This window comes from Flavobacterium myungsuense, assembly GCF_042677265.1.
Taxonomy (GTDB): domain Bacteria; phylum Bacteroidota; class Bacteroidia; order Flavobacteriales; family Flavobacteriaceae; genus Flavobacterium; species Flavobacterium myungsuense.
In genome coordinates, this window is sequence record NZ_JBHTIZ010000025.1 from 138,578 (window position 1) to 163,887 (window position 25,310).

Sequence of the window (25,310 nt, forward strand, 5' to 3'; positions counted from 1 at the left end):
GTAATGTTTGTATTTTCAATTGGAAAAATAACTGCGCAATCGAGATCAAAAGTTAATTTTGGTTCTGATTGGGAGTTTAAACGAGAAGATAAAACAACCTCTAATTGGGAAAAAATTACTATTCCTCATACAGCAAAAATCGAGCCTTTGGTGGTCAACAATCAGTTTCAAGGAACATGCTGGTATAAAAAGAAATTTAAGATTGCTAATTCAAAAAATAAGAAAGTCTTCCTTTATTTTGAAGGCGTAATGCAGGAAGCAGATGTTTGGATTAATGACAAAAAAGTGTGTAATCATAAAGGGGGATATTTACCATTTACAGTTGACATTAGTTCTTTTTTGAAATCAAAAGGCAACATAATTAAAGTCAAAGTCAACAACGAAGACAATTCAGAATTTCTACCTGGAAAACCGCTAAAAGATTTAGATTTTAATTACTATGGTGGCATTTACAGGAATGTATATCTTATTACAACCGATAAATTATACATAACCAATTCAATCCAGGCAAATAAAAAAGCTAGTGGTGGCATCTATATAAATTTTGACACTATCAATAAAAATAAAGCTTCAGGAACAGTTCAAGTGCATTTGAAAAATGAATATGCTGATGAAATGAATGCTTTGCTGAAATTTATTCTAACCAATTGCGAAGGGGATAAACTGGAATTTAAATCGAGTGAATTTGTCATTGATGCTAATTCAGACAAAGCAATTATGCAAAATATTATGTTGGATAACCCAAAATTATGGTCGATTTTAAAACCCAACTTATACAATTTGGAGGTCCAAGTAATTGCAAACAATAAAATTATAGATAGCTATTATGAGAAAATTGGAATCCGAAAATCGGAAATTAAAGAAGATGGCTATTATCTCAATGATGAAAAATTGTACATTACAGGAACGAATCAACATCAAGAATATCCGTATTTAGGATACGCCCTATCAGATGAGGCTCAGTATCGCGATGCGATAAAAATTAAAAATGCAGGCTTTGATTTTGTTCGAATGTCACATTATCCTCATGCCGAAGCTTTTATGAATGCTTGTGACGAATTGGGAATTTTAGTAATGAATAGCCTTACAGGTTGGCAGTTTTTTGGGAACGAAATTTTCCAGAAAAATGCCATTCAAGATATTCGAGACATGGCAAGACGAGACCGAAATCATCCGAGTGTTATTTTTTGGGAAGCTTCTTTGAACGAAACCCAAATGACCGAAAGTTTTATGAAAGAAGCTACTCAAGCTTTGAAGGAAGAATTGCCATTTTCTCATAATTACAGTGCTTGCTGGATTGACAATAACAACTACGACATTTTTATTCCAGCGAGACAACACGGACAAGCACCCGATTATTGGACGAAATACAACAAAGCAAACCGGAAAATCTTCATTGCTGAATATGGCGATTGGGAATATTATGCACAAAATGCTGGATTCAATCAAAAGGAATTTGCCAATTTAAAAGAAGACGAAAGGACATCACGACAATTGCGTGCCCATGGAGAAAAACGACTGTTACAACAAGCTTATAATTTTCAGGAAGCAGCAAATTCGAATAGAAAGGGTATCAATACAATTGGCGAGGCCAACTGGGTTATGTTTGATTATAATCGCGGATACAGTGATGATCTAGAGAGTTCAGGGATTAGTGATATTTTTAGAATACCAAAATTTGCTTATTCTTTTTATCAAAGCCAGCGTGATGCTAACGTAATTTTAGACACTAAATTAACTTCAGGTCCAATGCTAACAATTGCAAATAATTGGACCGCGACTTCACCTTTAAATGTAACTGTTTACAGCAATTGCGATGAGGTTGCTCTGTATTTGAACGAAGTTTTGGTTGCTAAACAAAAGCCATCTATCAATGCAAATAGTGACGAATTAAAACACCCACCCTTCCTTTTTAAACTGGATAAATTTATTCCGGGAACACTAAGAGCCGAGGGATATATTAATGATAAAAAAGTAATTTCTAACTTTGTCAAAACTCCTAAAAGCCAATCCAAAATAGAATTAGTTTATGATATTTCCTCTAAACCAATCAATCCTGACGCGCCAGATATGATTTTTGTTTATGCTAAAATTACAGATGAAAGCGGCACTATAATACCAACAGCAACGAACGAAGTCACTTTTACTATATTAGAGGGAAATGCCGAATTAATTGGTGAAAATCCAGTGAAGGCAGAGGCTGGAATTGCGACTATTATTCTTAAAACTAAAAATTTAAAAAAATCAGTAAAAGTTATGGCTAAATCTGAAAATTTACAACTCAACAATAGTTCTGAGTTAGTTTTAGGTTCAGAGAGTCAAAAATAAAATTAAAGTTGGCTTGATATAAGGTTAGTTTATGATGAAATAAATCTAAAAAGTTGTCTCTTTAAAACATAGATTTTACGCTATTTATAATTGATATTTCGACAAAGAATAAATCGCGAAACAAGAGTAATTCATGTAATTATTTAAAAACTAATAATTATCAAGTTATTAACCTTTATCCAATATTTGCTGATGCCAATGATTTAATGATTAGTAATTATGCGGTTGATGGCTTACTTTTGAAAGAAACGGGATATAATGTTTAACAAAATTATATAAATGAATTTGTTAATGATAAATTCTTTTTTTTAACTCAAAAAAAATTAAAATGAAAAGACTACTTTTTTTTATCGTATTACCATTATTATTTTTTAATTACAGCCAATCACAATGTTTTTCGGTTGGAGCAGATATGTCTTATGCCAATTCTGTTCTTGCCAAAGGAGGGATTTATAGAGATTCTAACGGAAACATAACCGATCCTTATACTTTGTTTGCTCAAAAAGGAGCAAATATGGTTCGAATTAGACTATGGCATACTCCTGAAAATAATATTGATAAATGCGGAAATCCAATTTCGACTAATAATATAGATGATGTTGTTTTGGCTTTCAAAAGTGCTAAAGCTCAAGGTATGAAATTGAATTTATCTATTCATTATGGTGATTATTTTAATGACCCAGGCAATCAAAAAATGCCGAAATCTTGGCTAGGACTTTCTCAAGCTTTACTCCTCGATTCAATTTACAAATACACTTATGCTGTTCTTGAAAGATTAAAAGCAGAGAATGTAGCCCCAGACATTGTGGCTATCGGAAACGAGACTACTAATGGTTTTATTGATGAAACTTCTCCAACAAATGGTTGGGCTTGGCCTAATGATGCCGATAAATTTAATATTGCATTCACTGCAGTGGATAATTTTAATGCAGAAAATGGCTCTTCTATTAAAAAGGCAGTCCATTTTACAGATAATACGGCAGGTTGGTTAGCAGGACTTTTTTTTACTAAAAACGTAAGAAATTTCGACATCATTGGAATTTCTTTCTACCCCTATTTTTCAAATTTTGATTCTTTACAATCGTTAGGTAGTTTGATATCCCAATTAAAAACTACTTACAATAAAGAAATAATGATTTTCGAAACTGGTGCCCCATGGACCAACACTGCCTTTGCTGATGGTTATGGAAATTTTATGGGTAATAATGGAAAATTTAATTATCCTTTTACCCCTCAGGGACAAAGAGATTTTTTATTTGATTTGGCAAATACAGTCTATAATGCTGGAGGAACAGGTATTTTATATTGGGAACCTGCATGGATAAGTTCTGGAATGTGTGATTTGTGGGGGAAAGGATCTGCATATGAAAACGCAAGTTTTTTTGATTTCCAAAATGGCAATCGACCATTGCCAGCCTTTGATATTTTTAATTTTTGTAGTACTCTTTCTTTGAGAAAACAAATAATGAAAGAGAATATCTTAATTTTTCCAAACCCAGCCAGTAACGAAATCAAAATTATTGGATTACATCAAGATGTTGCAATAAAAATAACTGATGTTTTGGGCAGAACTGTAAAAAATACATTTTCAAAAAATAACATCGTTGATATTAGAAATATACCAGTTGGAGGCTATACAATTAGTCTATTTATTGATGATAAACTAGTTTCAAAGAAATTTATTAAAATATGACACGATTTAATCGGATATTAATAATTCAATGTAATATACTTTTTGTTCAATTTCCTACTAGTTGTAAAGGAACTAAAGATAAAATAATTATTAAATATAAATAAAAAATAGCTGATATTTCATTGATTATCATTCACTTGTAGTGATAATAAATTTAAGTATTGGACTCCATTTGATTATAGTAAAAATGAAAAAAATATTGATTTGATATTTGATAATAATTTAACGAATTTGTCTAATTAAATTTAAAATGTTTTTTAATAAAAAGGCGATAAAGCCACTTTTTTTGGTTTTGGCAACAAACCCTCCCGAAAACAGAAAAAACATTAATAACGCTAAGAAAAGATGACATCAAATTGCTAAACATAGTTAAGATCAAACCAATGATTAAATTACTTTTACTTTTATCAGAACTTAAAAAGGAAATACGATCAGAAAACTGATATTTGGTTCTTTTATTTGCATTATTGTCAGTTGCAAGATTTACTGGCAACAAATCTATACTTAATTTCTCAGGGTATGAAGGGATTATATGTGGTTCATTTGCTTTTTACAAAGCTGCAGTTTTAATCCTAAATGAAAAAATTAGAAAATTTGTTTTACCATTGTAAAACAAGATATATAGTTCGCTTTACTTTAATTACTTGAGAAGAAATAATGAGAAACAAAAAAACCCTATGATTGACTTTTTTTAACTCTTAACGGAAATGCATTTTAATTATATTTCATACTCAAAACAAATCCCTGAACAAATAGCAAATAATAAATATTGACAGTTGATAGATTAAAATAGGATAAGATGAATTCAGCCTTGCTAATGGTTTGAGTGTTTAGGAAGCAAAAAAATAATGGGACAAATCTAAAAACAGAATTGTCCCATAGCGTGATCCCAGAAGGATTCGAACCTTCGACCTACGCATTAGAAGTGCGTTGCTCTATCCAGCTGAGCTATGGAACCATTTCACTTAAAAATATAAAGTCGGGGTGGCAGGATTCGAACCTGCGGCCTCCTGCTCCCAAAGCAGGCGCGATAACCGAGCTACGCTACACCCCGAAGACTTAAAAAAAGCGGAGAGTAAGGGATTCGAACCCTTGGTACAGTTTCCCATACGCATGTTTAGCAAACATGTCCTTTCGGCCACTCAGGCAACTCTCCATACTCAAAGAACGTATCTTAATTTAAGCGGTTGCAAATGTAGCTTTCTATTCTATATCATACAAATAAATAGAGTTTTTTTTTTGACTTAAATTTAAAAACATTAACAATCAAATCTATAGGTTTCAAAAAGTAGAATTCATACCTCTTTTTTCAAAATAGTAATCTAAAACAAATTGCATACAAGAGTAAATTTATCAGAAATCCAATTCAGAATTACCTCAGAAATGATTAAATTCGCAACACAAATTAACATCTAAATAACATGAACAAAAAAGTGGTTATCGTATCAGCTGTACGAACTCCAATTGGGAGTTTTATGGGAGCATTATCTTCTATGACGGCAACTCAATTAGGAGCTGTGGCTATAAAAGGGGCTTTAGACAAAATAAATTTAGATGCTAGTTTAGTCGATGAAGTTTTGATGGGAAATGTGGTACAGGCCGGCGTTGGTCAGGCTCCTGCCAGGCAAGCCGCTTTATTGGCAGGACTACCAAATAGTGTCATTGCAACAACTGTAAATAAAGTTTGTGCTTCAGGCATGAAAGCAGTTATGCAAGGAGCTCAGTCCATTTTGGTTGGAGATGCCGATGTAATTGTTGCTGGAGGCATGGAAAGCATGAGTCAAATTCCACATTATGTACATTTAAGAAATGGCTATAAATTTGGTCCTGCAACAATGATTGACGGATTGCAAAAAGATGGCTTAACTGATGCCTACGATAACAATGCCATGGGAGTTCATGCTGATTTGTGTGCATCTACTTATACTATTTCTAGAGAGGCTCAAGATGATTTTGCCATTCAGTCGTATGAACGATCAGCAAAAGCTTGGGAATCAGGAAAATTCAACAACGAAATTGTACCTGTAGCTGTTCCTCAACGAAGAGGAGAACCAATTATAATTTCAAAAGATGAAGAATATACCAACGTAAAATTGGATAAGATACCTTCATTAAATCCTGTTTTTACAAAGGACGGTACCGTAACCGCCGCAAATGCTTCAACTATTAACGACGGTGCTGCAGCAGTCGTTTTAATGAGTGAAGAAAAAGCTCTCGAATTAGGAATAAAACCTCTAGCTTATATTTTAAGCTATGCCGATGCCGCTCAAGAACCAAAATGGTTTACCACTACCCCATCTAAAGCATTGCCTAAAGCACTTGATAAAATTGGATTAAATGTCAGTGATGTTGATTTTTTCGAATTTAATGAAGCCTTTGCTGTTGTAGGAATTGCAAATGCAAAAATTCTTGGTTTAGACAATGATAAAGTCAATGTTAATGGTGGTGCCGTTTCATTAGGTCATCCCCTGGGTTGCTCTGGAGTTCGTATTATAGTAACTTTAATCAATGTTTTGGAACAAAATCATGCTAAAATTGGTGCTGCTGCAATTTGTAACGGAGGCGGCGGAGCATCTGCAATTGTTATTGAAAGAGCTATTTAAATAATTATTTATTTTTAATAATTACTGATATTTAGTATCATTGTAAAATATTTAAAAATTTTCATTCTAAAATTAAAATCCAATAGATGTTTGGTATTTGTAATTTATCCATAATTCCTCTTCGGGCTGAGCCAAATGACAAAAGCGAAATTGTTTCTCAAGTTTTGTTTGGTGAACATTTTGAAATTTTGGAAAGTGCTAAACAATGGGTAAAAATTAAATTACATTTTGATGCATATATAGGTTGGATTGACATCAAACAATACCAGTCTATTTCAGAATCAAATTTCAAACAATTATCTGAGGATGCCATTATTTTAAATGCCGATTTAATTGAATACATTATTGGTACAAATAATTTATTGATGCCAATTTCACTTGGTGCGTCATTATCCTTTTTAAATCATTCCGAAATAAATAGTTCTAATTTTAATTTTGAAGGTTTAAAAGTTAGTGGCATTAAACCAAAATCAAACCTTATTGATACTGCATATATGTATCTTAATGCTCCTTATCTTTGGGGAGGAAAAACTCCTTTTGGGATTGACTGCTCCGGATTTACCCAAATGGTTTACAAACTTAACGGTTACCATTTGTTGCGTGATGCTTCACAGCAATCTAAACAAGGAGAGGCTTTAAGTTTTATTGAAGAAAGCGAACCTGGTGATTTGGCTTTTTTTGATAATGAGGAAGGTAACATTATTCATGTTGGAATAATAATGGAAAATAATTTCATCATTCACGCCAGTGGAAAAGTTCGTATTGATCGCTTAGATCATCTCGGAATTTATAATGCCGATACCAATAGACATACTCATAAATTAAGAGTTATAAAAAAAATTATCTGATACTATTTTATCTTTCTTCTTTTTCTTTCTGCTTTTATAAGACTTAATTCTCTGCTGGTTTGCCCTGCAACAGAAGTGTTTTCTTCGGCTCTTCGTATTAAATAAGGCATAACATCACGAACTGGTCCAAATGGAAGGTATTTAGCCACATTGTATCCGTGTGCTGCTAGATTGAAACTGATATTATCACTCATTCCGTATAATTGTCCGAACCAAATTCTTGAATCATTTTTCGCAACTCCTTTTTCATTTATAAATTCCATTAATTTATAAGAACTCGATTCATTGTGCGTTCCTGCAAAAATGGACATGCTATCTAAATGTTCTATCATGTAGCGAATGCAAGCGTCATAATTTTTATCAGTTGCTTCTTTTGAAACACAAATAGGAGAAATGTATTTTTTTTCTTCGGCACGACTATTCTCTTTTTCCATATAAGCACCACGAACAATTTTCATCCCAATAAAAAAGCCGTCTCGTTTAGCTCTTTCATGAATTTCTTTTAAATAATCCAACCGATCCCAACGATACATTTGTAAAGTATTAAAAACTATTGCTTTATCTTTATTGTATTTTCGCATCATTTCTTCTGCTAAATCATCTGCAGCATCTTGCATCCAGCTTTCTTCCGCATCTATTAATAAAGCCACATCTTTTGCATGAGCTGTTTTACAAATCATTTCGAATCGCTCTTTAATGGTATCCCACTCTACTTGCTCTTCTGTAGTTAGCATCTCTTTAGCTCCTACTTTTGTATATAAATCTATTCTCCCTAATCCAGTAGGTTTAAAAACAGCAAATGGAATTGCTTGACGTTCTTTAGCAAACTCAATGGTTTTTAAAGTCATTTTTAAAGTGGCATCAAACTGATCTTCTTCTTCTTTTCCTTCTACAGAATAGTCTAAAACTGAAGAAACGCCTTTAGTATACATTTTATCAACCACCGATAAGCAATCGTTCTCGTTTATCCCACCGCAAAAATGATCAAAAACAGTAGCTCTAATTAGTCCATCCACTGGCAGGTGTGCTTTTAATGCAAAATTGGTAACTGCAGTTCCAATTCGAACCAAAGGTTCATTGGCTATCATTTTGAAAAGAAAATAGGCTCTGTCTAATTCGGTATCGCTTTTTAAAGCAAAAGCAACTTGGGTATCGGCGAAAATTGTATCCATTTTAAAAATCAAGTTAAAAATAGTTCTTTGCCTAAAAATGAAAGTATTTGTACAATCAATACAAATATAATATGAATAGGATAATGTTTATTTAGATTTCGCTATTTCTTTTATCATTCTGTCAAAATAAAAAAACGAAATGAAATCATCAAATACCAATACAAACGTATTCCTATATAATCATTGTTTCGAGATAAAAAATTTTCATACCATTGCTTTTAAGGATTAACTATTTAACCATAAATTTCTATAGGATTTATCTTTATCGTAGACGACCGCTTGTTTTTGAATATCAAAGTACCTGTTTGCTCTTGGGTCATTACCAACACCAGCAATGTAGGCCCAATTTCCCCAATTACTACATTCATCATAATCAATTAATTGTTGTTCGAAATAACTAGCTCCGTAACGCCAATCGAGTTTTAAATCGTTACATAAATAACTTGCTACGTTTTGTCTCCCTCGATTGCTCATAAATCCTGTTAGTTTTAGCTCAATCATGTTAGCATCTATAAAATCAACATTTGTATTTCCGCTTACCCAATTTTTTAGCAATTTTTCACTAACTGCTTTTGGAATTTCTTTTTCTGAGTTAATTCCTGATGCTTGAAACATTTTAGATTGGTGTTTCTTAAACATAAACCGAAAAAAATCTCTCCATAGTAACTCAAAAATTAACCAATAGGTTGATTCGTTTGCGCCAAAATTTGATTCGTATTTCTTCAACTCATGATAAATAAATCGAGGAGAAATACAACCTAAAGCCAACCAAGCTGAAAATTTGGAAGAATAATCTGCGCCAACCAAACCGTTTCTAGTCTCTTTATAAGTAGAGATTTTTTTTGTTTGAAAAAAATAATAATTTAATCGTTTACTTGCTTCTGTTTCGCCACCTTTAAAATGCATTGCAGCTCTAGAATCGATTGCTTGAAATTTTAAATCTAAATCATTTAATTTAGGAAACGCTGCCTCTGGAATTTGAGGTGAGTTTATCAGTAAAGGCTTATCGAAAATAGTTCTTATTGATGATTCTTTTTCTATTTTTTTTCTGAAGTTAGTAAATACATCAGGTATGTCTTTGATAGAAAATGGTAAATCTTCGGCATGATATAACGTGCTCGTGCTGAACGTTTCTAATTCGCATCGCATTTTAAAAAGTTCATTCTGAACCAAACGTTCTGTATTTTTTTCTTCATAAGCTACTTCTCGCTTTGCAAAAACTTTAAAGGCTTTATATTGTTGCGCAATTTTCGCAATTTCGACTTCTGGTTTTCCTTTTACAATGATGAGACCAGAACCTAATTGTCTTAAATTGTTATCTAAATCTTGCGATGACTCTAATAAAAATTGGGCTCTAAAACTTCCTGTTTTTTTAAATCCATAGGAAGTTGTTGTAAATTGTGAATCATCAAAACAGTACAATGGAATTATTTGATCACTTTGAGCTATAGCCTTCACTAAAGTTTCATTGTCTTCTAGTCTTAAATCTGTTTTAAACCAAACAATAGCGGTTTTCATAATTCATTTATATGTTTTAAATAATAATCGGCTTGTTGTAATAGAGCTGTTTTATCGTCGGGCTTCATTTTTCGCCAAACGTTGTACATCATTCCAATTCTAGGGTTTTTAGCTAATTTAGCTTCGTTTCTATCATAAAAATTCCAATACAAACTATTAAAAGGACATGATTTTTCTCCTGTTTTTAATGCTTTCTTATAGAAACAAGTACCGCAATAATGACTCATTTTATCAATATAGGATGCAGAACTTACATATGGTTTTGTTCCCACAATTCCCCCATCAGCAAACTGACTCATACCACGAGTATTAGTGATTTCAACCCATTCAATAGCATCAATATATATTCCGAGATACCATGCATCAATTTCATCGGGATCAATTCCAGCCAACAAAGCAAAATTACCAGTAATCATTAATCGTTGAATATGGTGTGCATAAGCATAGTTTAAGGATTGATTAATGGCATCTTTCATGCAATTCATTTTGGTTTTTCCTGTCCAAAACCAATCAGGCAATTTTTCTTGATTGTTTAAGAAATTCATTGTTGCATATTCTGGCATTTTGAGCCAATATATTCCTCGCATGTATTCTCGCCAACCAATTATTTGACGAACAAAACCTTCGAGTTGATTGAACTCTATTTCAGTTGGTCTTATCTTCCATTCTTCAATTGCACGTTCAATTACTTCTTGAGGAGAAATCATTTTAACATTCATAGAAAATGAAATTCTTGAATGATACAAAGACCATTCATTTGGCGCCATAGCATCTTGATAACTCCCGAATAAATGCAGACATTCAGTAACAAAAAATTCTACTAATTGTAATGATTGCTGACGATTTATTGGCCAAACAAAATTATTTTCATCAATTGTGCCAATGGTTTTAATGTTGGTTTTTTTAATTTCTTGAACAATTTTTGAAACGTTATTATTAAAAACAAGAGGAGTAATTGGTTGGTGATCTTTTGGTAATTTTTTTCGATTATCACCATCATAATTCCATTGTCCTGTTAGTGGTTTGTCGCCCTCCATTAAAACACTATTTTTTTTTCGGAGTGCTCGATAAAAACTTTCTAGTAAAAAGGTTTTTTTGCCTTCAAAGAAACTTCCAAGTTCATTTCTGGAGGTAAAAAAATGTTCAGAATCTACAAATGAATTTGTTATTGAAAGTGATTTACACAAATTTTTTAAATGTTCATCGACACGAAATTCATCAGGCAATTGATACTCAAAGTTTAAAAAATTATATTTCGAAATTAACTGTTTAATATTTTTATCAAACGATTGTAAATTATCTTCATCATTTATACTTATATAAATTACATTGTGTTTTTTACTTATTAGTTCATTGTAAAAAGATTGCATTGCAGCAAAAAAACCAACTACTTTTTGAATGTGATGTGATGCGTAATCCGTTTCTGTTCGTATTTCCATCATTACATAAGTAACAGAATCATCAATGGTTTTATACCATGAATGGTTGCTATTGAGTTGATCGCCAAGAATGAGTCGTAATGTTTTGGTCATTTTATTTATTATTTCTGCATTTATCACTGCAATATTTTACTTCGTCCCAAACTTTTTCCCACTTTTTTCGCCATGAAAAGGGTTTGTTACAGACTACACATATCTTAGATGGTAAATTTTGTTTTTTAATTCCCTTCATCACTAAATTGTAATTTTGTTCTTTTCCAATTCACTTTTACTAAAGAACCTTCTGCAATGAAAACGGCTGTTGGTTGAGTTTGATTTAAAATAGAAAAGGGTTGTCCGTACATCGTTTCAAAATCACAATCAACAGTATAATTTAATACTTTATGAATATTCCAACTAGGATGTTGCAATTGGTATTCTTCGGTATTATTTTCATCAATTTTAGTGTAGCCATAATAGTGTTCGTATATGAATTTTTCTAAACTTTCGTTTTTCATCCTATTCGATTTTAATTCTGAGGTAACATAAATACTATTCCATCTTTTATCTAAAAACCATTCGAATTTAATGCTTTGGGCTGCATTATTAATTTGTAATTCATGTTTTGTTGGCACAACAGTATAATGCTCTTTATATAGTTTGTTTGCCATCCAAGCTACGATTTTGTAAGGAATTGTTTCATTTATAAATACTACACCCCGCTTTATTTGATTTCCTTCTTTTCTCTTAACATAAAAACGTAAATTAATTTCTTCAAATGTGCCAAAATACGGAATTGGTATATTGAATAATTTAGTGTTTTTGAACATAAAGCCAACCAAACTGATGTAACATTTTCCGTTAAACAAGTCCAGCTCGACATCATTTGGCAAAAAAGGCAATAAAATTTGTGGGTCAATTTCATAGTTAACCATGATAATGTGTTCCCAATTTGCTTTTAGAAATACTGCCATACTAAATTATATTTTCTTTTTTGATTTTAAATTTCGATTCGGATTGCTCACATGCTTTTTCAAAATTCGTTGCCCTTCTTCTTTTACTTCATCCTTTTTTCTAAAACTCCATACAATATCACTAGCTTTTTTTCTTGTTTCATCAATATTAACAATTGGAAAAGGGTAATCTTTTCCTATTTCACAGTTATAAAATTGTTGTTCAATTGCATTCATTTTCCAAGGTTCGTGAATTAAATTTATAGGGATTTCGCTTAATTCTGGCAACCATGTTTTGATAAATACACCTTCAGAATCGTGTTCTTCAGAGTTTTTAATAGGGTTATAAATCCGAATCGTATTAATTCCTGTAGTGCCAGCTTGCATTTGTAATTGTGGGTAATGAATTCCGGGTTCGTAGTCTAAAAATTGACGCGCTAAGAAGTGTAATTCACGCCAATCCTGCCATAAATTGAATGTAAAAAACGAAACTACCATAGCTCGCATCCGAAAATTAAGATAGCCTGTTGAAACCACACATCTCATACAAGCATCAACTATAGGAATTCCTGTTTTTCCTTCTTGCCAAGCTTGTATATAAATTTCGTTTTTGGGTTTTTGTAAAATATCATATGCTCGATTTACATTTTCAAATTCCATACGACATTCATCTTCAAATTTTTGAATAAAATGACAATGCCAATGCAAACGAGAAACAAAATTTAGAATGGCGCGCTTATTTTTTGAACTTTCGTAATATTGATTAGTATATTGGTAAATCATTCGCATACTGATGTTTCCATATGTTAAATAGGGCGATAAACGACTGCAACCTTTGCGGCTTAAACTGGGTTTTGAAATGTGTTTGCTATAATTAACATAACGTTCTTTGACAAAACTATCTAAATAGCGCCATGCAAAATTTTCGCCGCCTTGCTGAAAATTTTTATTGTGATTTGTAATTTCTTTTGAAAGTTCTTTTCCTCTTAAATTTTCATAAAAATTAGTTTCTAAACTTTCTATTTTTAAATTTTTAAGTTCGATAGTTTTAGGAATGTCTCGCATTACATTTTCCCATCGCTTGTCCCAATCACTCCTGGATTTTAGTTTTCGGATAACACCATGCATTTGGAATTGCTTCCAAAAAATTGCATTTTTATCAAATAAATGTTGCATTTGTATATCTCGATCATAAGTAACTTTGTTACCAATTTCTTGATGCGAAAAAACATTTTGAATATCATAAACATTAATTAATTCCTTAAAAACAAACTCAACTTCTTGATGAAAAAAGTAAATTCTGGAAGAAAAAGAATTCAATTTTAATTGCATATCCTGTAACGATTCATATATAAAACGCCAGTGCCGAATATCTGAATCGTCGTAAGCCATTACTGAAGGTTCAAAAAAATAAATTAAAAGTACAGGAATATTTTCTTGTTGTGCCATAAAAAGCGGTTCGTGATCTGTAAAACGTAAATCACGTTTGAACCAAACTATATTTATGGGTTTTCTTGTCAATTTTATTTAATGGATATTAACTCTTTATCTGGTTTTGCATAACTTAGACGGTCTAATTGTATCGTTTTGTGATAACTATCTAAACCTGAGCAGGTAATTGTATTGGCTTTTTCTAAATCGATAAAACCATCTTCGTAAAAACAATTTTCTGGAATATAAATTTGTACAATTTCACCAATAACCATCAATGTATTATTAATAGAAATATCAATCTTTTCTTTAAATTCAACTCCTAACTGAATATTACTTTCAGCTACAAAAGGAGCTAAAAAATTATTCTTGTATTCCTTTGTTAAAGTTGTTGCATCAAATTCAGAAATTGATGCATCATATCTTGCAGAAGTTTGATGGGCTTGCTTGTAAATATTTTCGTTAATGTGATTTACAGTATAAAAACCGGTATCTATAATATTTCGCAAAGTATCACGCTCTGGCGGACTTGGACGAAATATCATTCCTATTAGTGGAGGTTGTGCTCCTATGTGAAAAAATGAGCTAAAAATTCCTAAATTAGTATTTCCACTTTTATCTGAAGTTCCTACTAAGGAAACGCTTTTAAACCCACCTAAACTATTTATGAAATGGACACGTTCTTGCTTTTCCATAGCCATTAAAGCATCTGAAGTGATATATTTTTTCATGAAATTTTATTTGATTACAGGTAAAATTATTTTTCTATTATAACCCACTTTTTGTTGCTATTTAATTTAAAAGTTCCAACATGTTCTTTATTCCACTCTTCTGGAGCGATTAATGATAAAAAATAGACGCCATCGTCTCCAAAATACAAATGATATGTTTCGCCAATAACAGGCTCAAATGAAAATCTAGCATTGTAAACCAATTCGTTCCATTCGTATTCTTTCATTAAATCTTGGTATTGCATTTTAAGTTCATTAAACTTATTTTCAAACTCTTTGTTTACATTACTAATTCCTCTGCTTTTCCATCCTACAACGTCATCCATAATAATGGCCGGCGCTCCTACATTAGTTGAATAAGAAAGTAAATTTGCATTGTATCCTTTTTCTTCAGAAAAAACTACATTATCTGGTTTGTCCTTTTTTATCATTAATTAGGTATTTTATCTTTTAGAAATTTTGTTATTTGTAATTGAACGCTGTAAATTACATTTAAATCGATCTATTCCCTCTACACGTTTGGCAACATGTTTAGTTTTGCAGTTTTCTACACGTTCACGCCACAAAATATAACTTTTAAATTTTAATTCTTTTTTCATTAATGCTTTTACATCGGACTCAGTTAAACCAAACTGAAATTTAATTGCATCAAATGGCGTTCGATCTTCCCAGGCCATTTCAATGATTCGATCAATTTGTGCGATTGTAAAATTATTACTATTTAAAATTTCCATTTATATTTTGTTTAATATAATTGATGCAAAGTTAAACAAATAAATACTATATTCAATAATTTAGAAAGACAAATCTTGATGAATTATTAGAAAAAAATCGCTTATTTTGCATCACTATTTTAAATACAATTATGAAATCGATTCAAGCCAACGGTTATCCTATTTATTTTAACGAACAAGGATATGATTTTTTAAATCTTCACCTTAAAGAAAATAAATATTCTAACTTATTTATTATTGTTGATAGCAAAACAAACGAATTGTGTTTGCCACAGTTTCTTGGTTATCTTGAAACTAATCTTACAATTGAAATCATCGAGTTTGATGCTGGTGAAGCCCACAAAAACATTGAAACTTGTATCCAAATTTGGAATGTTTTGACAGAACTTGGCGCTGATAGAAAAACACTAATTATAAATCTTGGTGGTGGGGTTGTAACTGATTTAGGTGGATTTGTTGCATCAACATTTAAACGAGGAGTCGATTTTATAAATATTCCAACAACGTTACTTGCTATGGTAGATGCATCTGTTGGAGGGAAAAACGGTGTCGATTTAGGGAATTTAAAAAACCAAATCGGAGTTATAAATGTCCCGAAAATGGTTCTTATTGACACTAAATATTTAGAAACTTTACCCAAAAACGAAATGCGATCGGGTCTTGCAGAAATGCTTAAACATGGATTGATTTATGACAAAAATGAATGGGAAAAATTTCTTGATTTAAAAAGTATAGACTTTGCCGATTTTGATGGTTTTATATTTAGGTCTGTGTCGATTAAAAATGAAATTGTCATTCAAGATCCAACCGAGAAAAATATTAGAAAAGCATTAAATTTTGGACATACTTTAGGTCATGCAGTTGAAAGCTATTTTCTGGAAAGCGAAAATAAAACAACTTTATTACATGGTGAAGCAATTGCAGCAGGTATGATACTTGAAAGTTATATTTCTAAAGAAAAAAATTTAATTACTACAGCCGATTATCTTCAGATTAAAAGTACTATCAAATCAATTTTTGAGGATATTCAATTTGAAGAAAATGATTTGAAACCCATCATAGAATTACTGATTCATGATAAGAAAAATGAGTATGGGTCGATACAATTTGCTTTGCTTGACGGAATTGGGAAAATCAAAATAAATCAAGAAGTTGAAAATCAGTTAATTGAAAAAGCTTTTGAAGATTATAAATCTTAACGATTTTTTAATCTAAAGGGTACTAACAAAATATTTTATTTTTTATATTTGCGCTAATGAATAAAAATAAAAACAACCAGAAATTTTCTTTCTTTGTTAATAACACTGTTTCTTCAACCATAGTCAAATTGAGGAATGCATTTGCAATTAAAGGAATTTTAAATTTTGATGTTTTTCATTATTCAAATTTTTATACTGAAAAACTCCAAATTATATATGCAAACATTAGGGTTTGAAAAGAGATTAACATAATTTTTTAATTATTTTTAATCTTAAACTTTTACACCATAATGAATACAAGATATTTTGACCTTATCAATCAAACCTATTATTTCCCTCAGGACGAATTTACTTTAAACAAAGACAATTTACAGTTTCACAACATAGACTTGATGAAATTGGTAGAACAATACGGAACGCCATTAAAGTTTACTTATCTACCTCAAATTTCAAACAACATCAATAGAGCTAAAAGTTGGTTTCGAAAAGCTATGGACACTAACAAATATGAAGGTAAGTACTACTATTGTTATTGTACAAAAAGTTCTCATTTTGAGTATGTTATGAATGAAGCATTCAAAAATAATATTCATATTGAAACCTCTTCTGCATTTGATATAAACATAGTTGAGAACCTTTTAGAAAATGGAAAAATAAACAAAAGCACGTATATCATTTGTAATGGCTTTAAAAGAGACCAATACATAGAAAACATAGCTCGTTTGGTAAATAACGGTCATAAAAATGCTATTCCAATTATTGATAATTATGAAGAACTCGATTTGCTTCAGGCCCAAATAAAAGGAAAATTTAAAATTGGAATTCGAATTGCTGCTGAGGAAGAGCCCAAATTTGAATTTTATACCTCGCGTTTAGGAATAGGTTATAAAAACATCGTTCAGTTTTACAAAAAACAAATTCAAGAAAATAAAAAATTGGAACTCAAAATGTTGCACTTTTTTATCAATACAGGTATCAACGACAATGCCTACTATTGGAACGAATTAGTAAAATGTATAAAAGTATATGTGGCACTAAAAAAAGAATGTCCTTCACTTGACGGATTGAACATTGGAGGTGGTTTTCCTATAAAAAACTCTTTAGCTTTCGAGTATGACTATCAATATATGATAGACGAAATTATCAATCAAATTAAAATTGCTTGCGATGAAGCCGAAGTTGATGTTCCTAATATTTTTACTGAATTTGGATCGTTTACTGTAGGAGAAAGTGGAGGTGCCATTTATCAAATCCTATATCAAAAGCAACAAAATGATAGAGAAAAATGGAATATGATTGATTCTTCATTCATAACAACTTTACCTGATACTTGGGCTATAAACAAACGCTTTATAATGCTAGCTGTAAACCGTTGGAACGACACTTATGAGAGAGTTTTATTAGGAGGAATGACTTGTGATAGTGACGATTATTACAACTCTGAACAAAACATGAATGCTATTTATTTACCTAAATACAACAAAGAAAAACCTTTGTACATAGGATTCTTTAACACCGGAGCTTATCAAGAAACTATAGGTGGTTATGGAGGATTGCATCACTGCTTAATCCCTGAGCCTAAGCACATTTTAATTGATCGAGATAAAAACGGAATCTTAGCTACAGAAGTCTTTTCAGAACAACAAACATCAGAGCAAGTTTTAACTATTTTAGGGTATAATAAAAAATAATTTACTGTTTGCAAATTCAAAAAAAAAGATTTTCTTTGGAGTGTAAATAAATCAAGAAAAAAATCTCAAAAATTGTTTAAAGAGATTAAAAAAAACACAAAATGAGTAAAGGACCTATCAGTCAATTTATAGAAAAACATTACTTGCATTTCAACTCTGCAGCTTTGGTTGATGCAGCTAAAGGTTATGAACAACAATTAGCCAATGGCGCTAAAATGATGGTAACTTTAGCTGGAGCAATGAGTACTGCAGAAATCGGAAAAATATTTGCTGAGTTTATCCGTAAAGATAAAGTTCAAATTATCTCATGTACAGGAGCCAATCTTGAGGAAGACATCATGAATTTAGTTGCTCATTCTCATTATGAGCGAGTACCGCATTACCGCGATTTAACTCCACAGGAAGAATGGGACTTATTAGAGAGAGGTTTGAATCGTGTTACTGACACTTGCATTCCAGAGCACGAAGCTTTCAGACGCTTGCAAAAACACATTTATAAAATCTGGAAAGATGCTGATGACAAAGGCGAACGCTATTTTCCTCATGAGTTCATGTATAAAATGCTATTATCTGGTGTTTTAGAAGAATATTATGAAATTGATTTAAAAGACAGTTGGATGTATGCTGCCGCAGAGAAAAACTTACCTATTATTGTTCCTGGTTGGGAAGATAGTACAATGGGAAATATATTTGCTTCTTATGTTATTAAAGGCGACCTAAAAGCATCTACTATGAAATCTGGAATAGAATATATGACCTTTTTAGCTGATTGGTATCCAAAAAACAGTAAGAACGGGGTTGGTTTTTTTCAAATAGGAGGTGGAATAGCAGGTGATTTCCCAATTTGTGTTGTACCAATGTTGTATCAGGATATGGAAATGCATGATGTTCCTTTTTGGAGTTATTTCTGTCAGATTTCAGACTCAACAACCAGTTATGGCTCTTATTCTGGAGCTGTACCCAATGAAAAAATTACTTGGGGAAAATTAGATATTAAAACCCCGAAATTTATAATTGAATCGGATGCTACTATTGTAGCGCCATTAATTTTTGCTTACTTACTAGATTTATAATTTATGAAATCGACATGATTCCAAATCGCAAACATAAATGAAGAATGTCGATACCATATTCCTATAAAAAACAAATATTACCTACATATGAAAAGAATTATTGTTGATTATTCAAAACTTACAAACGAAATCCTAACCCTTCTTGTGGAACGTTTTCCTGACGGATATGATGACTCAAATATAATACGATTTAGAAATGCTCAAAACGAACTTATTGAAGCAGTTGAAGTTAGAACAGACGATACAATTTACTTAGTAAAAGTGAGTACAAAACTAGCCAGCAGATTAGAAAAATTTGATGAAGACGATGATATTGATGATATTGTTGAACCAATTGATGTGATAAAAGGAATTGATTTAGATGATGATGTTTCTGATGACGATGATGAAGAAGAGAATGATTTAACAAAAGACTCTGACGATTCAAGTAATGAAGAAGATGATGACGATGACGATGAGGATATTGATAACCTAGAAAATATCGTTGATGAAGACGATGAAGACGAAGATTAGATTTTAGATTAAATTAGATTTTATAAAAAAACAGTTGTTAGAAATTTCTAGCAACTGTTTTTTATTTGAAATCATTATTTTAAACGTATATTTAATCATTTATAACATTAATTAACAATACCCTTTTAATAAAAAACCGCTTCAAATTTTAAATTTGAAGCGGTTAAAAAATTAAATAAAACTATTTATTATTTCTTAATTATTTTTTTAGTCGCTATACCGTTAACTGTATTAATATTCATCATATAAATACCAGCAGATAAATTAGAAATATTTATTTGAACTTTAGATTGATTATTGAATTTAGACTGATTTAAAACTCTTCCGTTTAAATCAACTATACTTATACTATTTACTGAAACGTTATTATTATTTGAAACAGTAATAATATCTGATGCTGGACTTGGATACACTTCAAAACTACTAGATAAGAAATCTTCTCTTGATAAAGGAATAGTAACAGAAACACCATCTAAAAGAAGCGCACCATTATTAGTTGCAGTTTGAGCTGCACTAGTACAATTAAAACCTAAATAATAAACCCCAGTTGAAGGAACATTAAAAGTATATGATTGTAATACATATGCATCTTCAGCGTCTGTAGCGGCGCCAATATTGTTATTAGTACCGATAATTGTAGTTTGAGCAGCTATCGTTTTATCTGTTCCTATACTAACTACTAAATTACTTACTCCTCCATTACCAGTAAGTTTAAACTCCCTCACATAATATTTAATTGTAACTGTAGTACCCTCTACCAAATTTAAACCTCTAGAATACAACCAAGAATTAGTTGCTATACCTTCAGTACCAAAACAAGATGCAATTGCACTCCCGTCTTGTGCAAGTTCTTCACTACCAGTAACGTCTGAAATATCCCAAACTTCAGTGTTATCAACAGTAGAAACTGGAGCTGACCATCCACCAGAACCTAATGTAGCTGTTTCAAAACCATACTCATAATCTAAATCAGCTGGTGTAGATAAAGTAGTATAAAAAGTGTAAGGCCCTTGCCAACCACTATTCGAAGTTCCACCACAATTTGCTTTAATATAAAAAGAATAACCTGTTCCTGAAGTTAATGTTGTATAACTAATAGTAGCATCACTAACATTTGTGACAGTTCCGTTACCTTGAACAAAACCTTCATCACCTAGCTCTACGTCATAATTATCTGATGAATCTGTCCAAATAAAGGAAGCTGCGTTATCAGTAACTGCTTCTGTCAAACCTATTTCATCTGTAGTCTTACAACCTGTAATACTCACATCATCCATAGACACAACATCAGCATCTTGAGCTACATATTGGAATTTAACTTTTACATCAGATTCACCAACAAAATCAGCTAGATTAAGATGCAATAAAAGTTCCTCGTAGTCTACATAAACTCCGTAATCTTCTTCAACCCATATTTGGTTCCATGTGGTTCCGCCATCTTTTGAGACACTAATTAAAAAATCTCCGTTTGGATTTGGAGTTACCATAAATTCAAGCCCAAGACTAAGAGTAACATTTAAGAAAGCAGATGAATAACCCACAAGACTAAAAGATGGTGTGATAAGAGATTCGTCTTGAACTTCATCAATCCAATTTACAAAAGCTGAACTCCCGTCAGTATCCCAATTATTTGTAGCGTTAGTGTTTTGAACAGTCCAACCAGTAGGAGGAAACACTTCACCATCAAAAGATTCGTTTGCTAATGCAACCTGACCGTAAGATAAATTTGTCAAAGCAAGCATTATTGTTAATAGTAATAGTTTTTTCATAATTATTTTATAAGATTAAATTAATAATGTTGCAAATATAACAATACTTTTATCTTTACAATAAAATTTGATGTTGAAAATTTTATACAAAAAGGTTAATTAACTAATTACAAAAAATTATTAGAACGAAAAATTACAAATTATAATGACAAAATATTAAAAAAAGACATTTAAAGAGTCAATCACTACACCCTTAAATTAGTTAAAAACTGTTATATTACTGAAATAATTGAAATTAAATTCAAAAAATTAATTTATTATCTAAATATCAATGATAAATTAATAATATGTTAATAATTATAAATATAGCTCAAAAAATTGAATTTTTAAACTAAAATGTTATATTTGCAAATTATATGTTAAATTCAAACTTTTACGAGCTTAAATATTCAAAACAATTATGAAAAAAAGTTTACTATTACTATCAATTTCTTTATTAGCAATAACAACTACTATTGCACAGAATAAAGTAAAAAAAGAAACTCCAAAAAAAGAGACAAACGATGCAACTATAAAAAGCAACACCTTCAATAGATGGACTGTCGAAGTAAGTGCTGGTAGAAGTAAAGGAATAAAACCATACAACGACGGTTATTTTGGCAGCAATTCAAATGATTATCTAGGAACACTTGGTTTCAATTCTTATAGTGCTGGTGTTAGATATATGTTCAGTCCTAAATTCGGACTAAAATTAGATTTTAGCTCCGATTTGTTAAAAAATCCTGTGTCAGATCCTAGTGATGATAACAAAAGTCTACCATTTAAAACTCAACAGTATCGAGTTTCAATTCAAGGGGTTGTTAATGCAGCGAGACTATTTGACATAGAAAATGAATTAGGAAGATTTAATTTTCTTGTTCATGGAGGTTTGCATTTGAGCCAACGAACGCCAAAACTTGAAACATTACCAAAATACAACAGTACAGAAGATGATGGCGGGATTGTTTTTGGATTATCCCCAGAATTTAGAGTTTTTAAAAATTTCTCTATTATAGCTGATTATAGCGTTCTTTATAACTTTAGACAAAACTATGCTTGGGATGGTAATTATTCTGCAACAGAAAACAATCTTTACGGACAAATGGCTTCTGCAACTATTGGTCTAACCTACTCATTTGGAGAAAATAAAATGCACGGAGACTGGGCAAATATTGTTACTAAAGAAATGCTAGCTGTAGAAGCTCTTGATAAAAAAGTGGGTGATATAGAAAAATTAATGGATGATAGTGATAAAGATGGTGTTCCTGACTATTTAGATGTTGAAAATAACTCTATTGCAGGCGTTGCGGTTGACACTAAAGGAAGAATGGTTGACACTAACAAAAATGGTGTTCCTGATGAGTTAGAAAAGTATTTAGCTAATAATTATTCAGACAAAACAGAAACTAACACAATTCTTGAAGGAGCTAAATCTGAATCAAAATCTGAATTAATTAAAGATTTAGTTAATAAAGGTTATGTTGCGGCATATTTTGAATTTAATGCTTCAAAACCTACAGATATGTCATCTGACGGTATTGGATTTATTTTAACTTATTTGAGATCAAACCCAACTTCAACAGTAGATATTATTGGATATGCTGATGAAATTGGAAACAGTGATTATAACATTAAATTGGCAAATAAAAGATCTAAGGCTGTAAAAGATATATTAATAAAGTCTGGAGTAAATCCTTATAGACTAAATATTATACCTGGAGCAGGTACTGATAGAGGAATTGATAAATCAGTGGATGCTAAATCTCCAGAAGCGAGAAGATTAGTTAGGAAAGTTGTTTTTCAAATTAAATAATAAACTTAACTAATTAAAAAAAACTCTGATTATAAAAAATCAGAGTTTTTTTTTGGTAATGTGGTCAAAAATGGTTGGTGAATTTTCATTTTAGATTGCTTATATTTCAACATCAAACTGAAGAGGAAGTTGGCTCTGCTGAGGAGCAACCAACCAGCAATAAGTTTGATGATTATACGATAATTAAAAGGATAGTTTTTTAGCTATCCTTTTTTATTAATTATCGGCAATCTGATATGGCTAAAGAAAACCTACTTTACGTTTGGTTTTTATAATATAAATACCATTTTAAGAAGTTCTTTCTGTTGGCTAAACTTAATCCTCTATGAATATTCAAGTCGCCTTTTAAGTGTCCGAAAAAGGATTCTAGAGAGTTTGTTGAGTTTGGTATTTTGTCGTCCTTCAGATACAGGAACATATTGGGTAAATATTTCTTGATTACGGTAAATGATCTTCTGACCATTTTATAAGTGTACCAATATCTTCCCGTTTCAATATTATACGATTTTTGATTGATAAAATCTCTATATTGTTCTTCCCACTGGATAAGTTCAATAAGCCATAATTGACGTTTATATTCAGAATTGATATGATGAATTTTAACGGCTATTTGCTTGAGTTCAAAACCAGATTTATGTTTTGGATTCTGTGTAAGCCATATTCTGCACATTCTTGAAATATGCACCAAACACCTTTGGAAAGGCACTTTCGGACAGACTTTTTTGATGGTTTTGACAGATGATTTGTCTCCATCGGATGTGATACTTTTTATTTTGATCCCTAAATTCAATAGGTTTTGCAAGTCTTCGGCAATTTCTTCAAAATGTTCTCCATTGGTCATCCTGTAAAGCTTAAATGAAAGTTTCTATAAACTACCAGACAGACATCATTAGGAAAATAAGTTCCATCAATTATCAGGTAAATTTTATCCGTGTAACTGAATTCCAAAACAGGTGCTTTGCGTAACATTCTAGAAAAATAACGTTGTAATGTACTTTTGCTGTAACCTGATTCGAGTGAGATTTTATCAAATGTATCTTTGCCAATTATCCAGTTTTTGAAACAAATTTCATTGTTCGAATCTGAAACAGATTTATTGCTGGAAGTGAATAATTGACCGCAATCTTTACACTTGAATCGTTGTTTGCTTTCCCTTATTCCCCATCTAATTGTTTGAAGACTTTTACACGTTGGACAGCGCATTTTTTTGAGTTTTTCATAAATAAAAAAAGTTTATTGAAACGAATTTCAATAAACTTTCGGGAATATCATATTTTACAATGCTTCACAGCATTTTTACCAACCATTTTTGACTATTAAACCTTTTTTTTATTATTAAAACATATATAAACACTTGTTGATGAAGGATAAAATATTTTAACAACATTACAAATTTAAATCAAGGCATAAAGTATTCATATTTTTATTATTTTCAAACTCCAACTTATTTTTTTACATAAAGAATTAAATACCTAAAATACTTGCAAATTTCTAAATTAAGTTCTTTGCGAAAGATTTAAAAAAATAATATAACTTTCTCATCTATGTCTTGATTCAAAATAAATTTTATCAAAAGCGTCTTAAAATTCTTGAATCTAAATTCTTTATTAGAATCCGAAACAGATTAAGATTAAATCTATGCTCTCAATAATTGTCCATAAAAAATCTTTAATCCAAATCTATACTTATTTTGGTTCATTTCTAGTATAATTATTTGAAGATTTACAAGTTCGACACTCTATTTTTTTTTAATTTTTCATAAACCCGTTGGGTGTAATTATTTGAAGTAAAAAATACTGATTAGATATTGCTCAAGATACTGAAATTCAGTATCTTGAAGTCGC

General features: G+C 31.1%; 22 protein-coding genes and 3 tRNA genes. 10 read left to right on the forward strand and 15 right to left on the reverse strand.

Annotation, left to right across the window (positions count from 1 at the left end; translation table 11 throughout):
- The first annotated feature begins 3 nt into the window (after positions 1 to 3).
- The 3 genes from ACFQ0S_RS10125 to ACFQ0S_RS10135 all read left to right on the forward strand — a co-directional run bounded on the left by ACFQ0S_RS10125 (position 4) and on the right by ACFQ0S_RS10135 (position 4,632).
- A complete protein-coding gene (locus ACFQ0S_RS10125; RefSeq protein ID WP_379756881.1) occupies positions 4 to 2,328 on the forward strand; it encodes a glycoside hydrolase family 2 TIM barrel-domain containing protein in 2,325 nt (774 codons plus the stop codon).
- A 328-nt stretch (positions 2,329 to 2,656) separates the two neighbouring features.
- A complete protein-coding gene (locus ACFQ0S_RS10130; protein WP_379756878.1) occupies positions 2,657 to 4,021 on the forward strand; it encodes a glycosyl hydrolase 53 family protein in 1,365 nt (454 codons plus the stop codon).
- Between the two features lie 446 nt (positions 4,022 to 4,467).
- Positions 4,468 to 4,632, forward strand: a complete 165-nt coding sequence (locus tag ACFQ0S_RS10135) for an acetate uptake transporter (protein ID WP_379756875.1) — start codon at positions 4,468 to 4,470, stop codon at positions 4,630 to 4,632.
- Between the two features lie 273 nt (positions 4,633 to 4,905).
- On the opposite strand, the gene ACFQ0S_RS10140 is transcribed toward ACFQ0S_RS10135, so the two are convergent.
- The 3 genes from ACFQ0S_RS10140 to ACFQ0S_RS10150 form a co-directional block, all read right to left on the reverse strand.
- Positions 4,906 to 4,979: transfer RNA gene (locus tag ACFQ0S_RS10140), tRNA-Arg, on the reverse strand.
- Positions 4,980 to 5,000: 21 nt separating this feature from the next.
- A tRNA-Pro gene (locus ACFQ0S_RS10145) sits at positions 5,001 to 5,075 on the reverse strand.
- 15 nt (positions 5,076 to 5,090) lie between these two features.
- Positions 5,091 to 5,177, reverse strand: a tRNA-Ser gene (locus ACFQ0S_RS10150).
- Between the two features lie 265 nt (positions 5,178 to 5,442).
- Between ACFQ0S_RS10150 and ACFQ0S_RS10155 the strand changes: the two genes are divergently transcribed.
- Positions 5,443 to 6,624 (forward strand): acetyl-CoA C-acyltransferase, encoded by a 1,182-nt coding sequence (locus ACFQ0S_RS10155; protein WP_379756872.1) that lies wholly within the window; start codon positions 5,443 to 5,445, stop codon positions 6,622 to 6,624.
- 86 nt (positions 6,625 to 6,710) lie between these two features.
- Entirely contained in the window at positions 6,711 to 7,472 is a 762-nt protein-coding gene (locus tag ACFQ0S_RS10160; RefSeq protein WP_379756869.1) for a C40 family peptidase, read from the forward strand.
- A 2-nt stretch (positions 7,473 to 7,474) separates the two neighbouring features.
- Here the strand turns inward: ACFQ0S_RS10160 and ACFQ0S_RS10165 are convergent, their stop codons facing one another.
- From ACFQ0S_RS10165 to ACFQ0S_RS10205, 9 genes are all read right to left on the reverse strand, one after another.
- The gene (locus tag ACFQ0S_RS10165; RefSeq protein WP_379756866.1) at positions 7,475 to 8,644 is read right to left on the reverse strand and encodes a proline dehydrogenase family protein; all 1,170 of its coding nucleotides are present in this window, start codon (positions 8,642 to 8,644) and stop codon (positions 7,475 to 7,477) included.
- Between the two features lie 225 nt (positions 8,645 to 8,869).
- Entirely contained in the window at positions 8,870 to 10,162 is a 1,293-nt protein-coding gene (locus ACFQ0S_RS10170; RefSeq protein ID WP_379756863.1) for a DASH family cryptochrome, read from the reverse strand.
- Positions 10,159 to 11,694 carry a cryptochrome/photolyase family protein gene (locus ACFQ0S_RS10175; protein WP_379756860.1) on the reverse strand — a complete coding sequence of 512 codons (1,536 nt, stop codon included), beginning with the start codon at positions 11,692 to 11,694 and terminating at the stop codon, positions 10,159 to 10,161. The genes ACFQ0S_RS10170 and ACFQ0S_RS10175 overlap by 4 nt, the downstream gene beginning before the upstream one ends.
- 1 nt (position 11,695) lies before the next feature.
- A complete protein-coding gene (locus tag ACFQ0S_RS10180) occupies positions 11,696 to 11,833 on the reverse strand; it encodes a DUF2256 domain-containing protein (protein ID WP_379756857.1) in 138 nt (45 codons plus the stop codon).
- Positions 11,820 to 12,554, reverse strand: coding sequence for a YqjF family protein (locus ACFQ0S_RS10185; RefSeq protein WP_379756854.1), 735 nt, complete (start codon positions 12,552 to 12,554; stop codon positions 11,820 to 11,822). The genes ACFQ0S_RS10180 and ACFQ0S_RS10185 overlap by 14 nt, the downstream gene beginning before the upstream one ends.
- A gap of 6 nt (positions 12,555 to 12,560) precedes the next feature.
- Positions 12,561 to 14,054 carry a cryptochrome/deoxyribodipyrimidine photo-lyase family protein gene (locus ACFQ0S_RS10190; RefSeq protein ID WP_379756851.1) on the reverse strand — a complete coding sequence of 498 codons (1,494 nt, stop codon included), beginning with the start codon at positions 14,052 to 14,054 and terminating at the stop codon, positions 12,561 to 12,563.
- Positions 14,055 to 14,056: 2 nt separating this feature from the next.
- Positions 14,057 to 14,695: a flavin reductase family protein gene (locus ACFQ0S_RS10195; protein WP_379756848.1), complete on the reverse strand. Its 639-nt coding sequence runs from the start codon at positions 14,693 to 14,695 to the stop codon at positions 14,057 to 14,059.
- 26 nt (positions 14,696 to 14,721) lie between these two features.
- Positions 14,722 to 15,123 carry a DUF2452 domain-containing protein gene (locus ACFQ0S_RS10200; protein ID WP_379757190.1) on the reverse strand — a complete coding sequence of 134 codons (402 nt, stop codon included), beginning with the start codon at positions 15,121 to 15,123 and terminating at the stop codon, positions 14,722 to 14,724.
- Between the two features lie 15 nt (positions 15,124 to 15,138).
- Positions 15,139 to 15,429 carry a TIGR03643 family protein gene (locus ACFQ0S_RS10205; protein ID WP_379756845.1) on the reverse strand — a complete coding sequence of 97 codons (291 nt, stop codon included), beginning with the start codon at positions 15,427 to 15,429 and terminating at the stop codon, positions 15,139 to 15,141.
- A gap of 131 nt (positions 15,430 to 15,560) precedes the next feature.
- On the opposite strand from ACFQ0S_RS10205, the gene aroB reads away from it, so the two are divergent.
- From aroB to ACFQ0S_RS10225, 4 genes are all read left to right on the forward strand, one after another.
- Positions 15,561 to 16,628 (forward strand): 3-dehydroquinate synthase, encoded by a 1,068-nt coding sequence (aroB, locus tag ACFQ0S_RS10210; RefSeq protein ID WP_379756842.1) that lies wholly within the window; start codon positions 15,561 to 15,563, stop codon positions 16,626 to 16,628.
- Positions 16,629 to 16,918: 290 nt separating this feature from the next.
- Positions 16,919 to 18,319 (forward strand): arginine decarboxylase, encoded by a 1,401-nt coding sequence (locus ACFQ0S_RS10215; RefSeq protein WP_379756839.1) that lies wholly within the window; start codon positions 16,919 to 16,921, stop codon positions 18,317 to 18,319.
- A 101-nt stretch (positions 18,320 to 18,420) separates the two neighbouring features.
- Complete coding sequence (locus ACFQ0S_RS10220; RefSeq protein ID WP_379756836.1) at positions 18,421 to 19,392, forward strand: deoxyhypusine synthase family protein; 972 nt, start codon at positions 18,421 to 18,423, stop codon at positions 19,390 to 19,392.
- Between the two features lie 87 nt (positions 19,393 to 19,479).
- On the forward strand, positions 19,480 to 19,905 hold the full coding sequence (locus ACFQ0S_RS10225) for a DNA primase (RefSeq protein ID WP_379756833.1): 426 nt from the start codon (positions 19,480 to 19,482) through the stop codon (positions 19,903 to 19,905).
- Between the two features lie 188 nt (positions 19,906 to 20,093).
- On the opposite strand, the gene ACFQ0S_RS10230 is transcribed toward ACFQ0S_RS10225, so the two are convergent.
- Positions 20,094 to 21,674, reverse strand: a complete 1,581-nt coding sequence (locus ACFQ0S_RS10230; protein ID WP_379756830.1) for a T9SS type A sorting domain-containing protein — start codon at positions 21,672 to 21,674, stop codon at positions 20,094 to 20,096.
- Positions 21,675 to 22,074: 400 nt separating this feature from the next.
- Between ACFQ0S_RS10230 and ACFQ0S_RS10235 the strand changes: the two genes are divergently transcribed.
- Positions 22,075 to 23,466: an OmpA family protein gene (locus tag ACFQ0S_RS10235; protein WP_379756827.1), complete on the forward strand. Its 1,392-nt coding sequence runs from the start codon at positions 22,075 to 22,077 to the stop codon at positions 23,464 to 23,466.
- A gap of 256 nt (positions 23,467 to 23,722) precedes the next feature.
- Here ACFQ0S_RS10235 and ACFQ0S_RS10240 read toward each other — a convergent pair whose 3' ends face one another.
- Positions 23,723 to 24,307 (reverse strand): transposase, encoded by a 585-nt coding sequence (locus ACFQ0S_RS10240; protein WP_379756824.1) that lies wholly within the window; start codon positions 24,305 to 24,307, stop codon positions 23,723 to 23,725.
- On the reverse strand, positions 24,304 to 24,669 hold the full coding sequence (locus ACFQ0S_RS10245) for an IS1/IS1595 family N-terminal zinc-binding domain-containing protein (RefSeq protein WP_379756821.1): 366 nt from the start codon (positions 24,667 to 24,669) through the stop codon (positions 24,304 to 24,306). Before ACFQ0S_RS10245 ends, ACFQ0S_RS10240 begins: the two co-directional genes overlap by 4 nt.
- Positions 24,670 to 25,310: the final 641 nt, after the last annotated feature.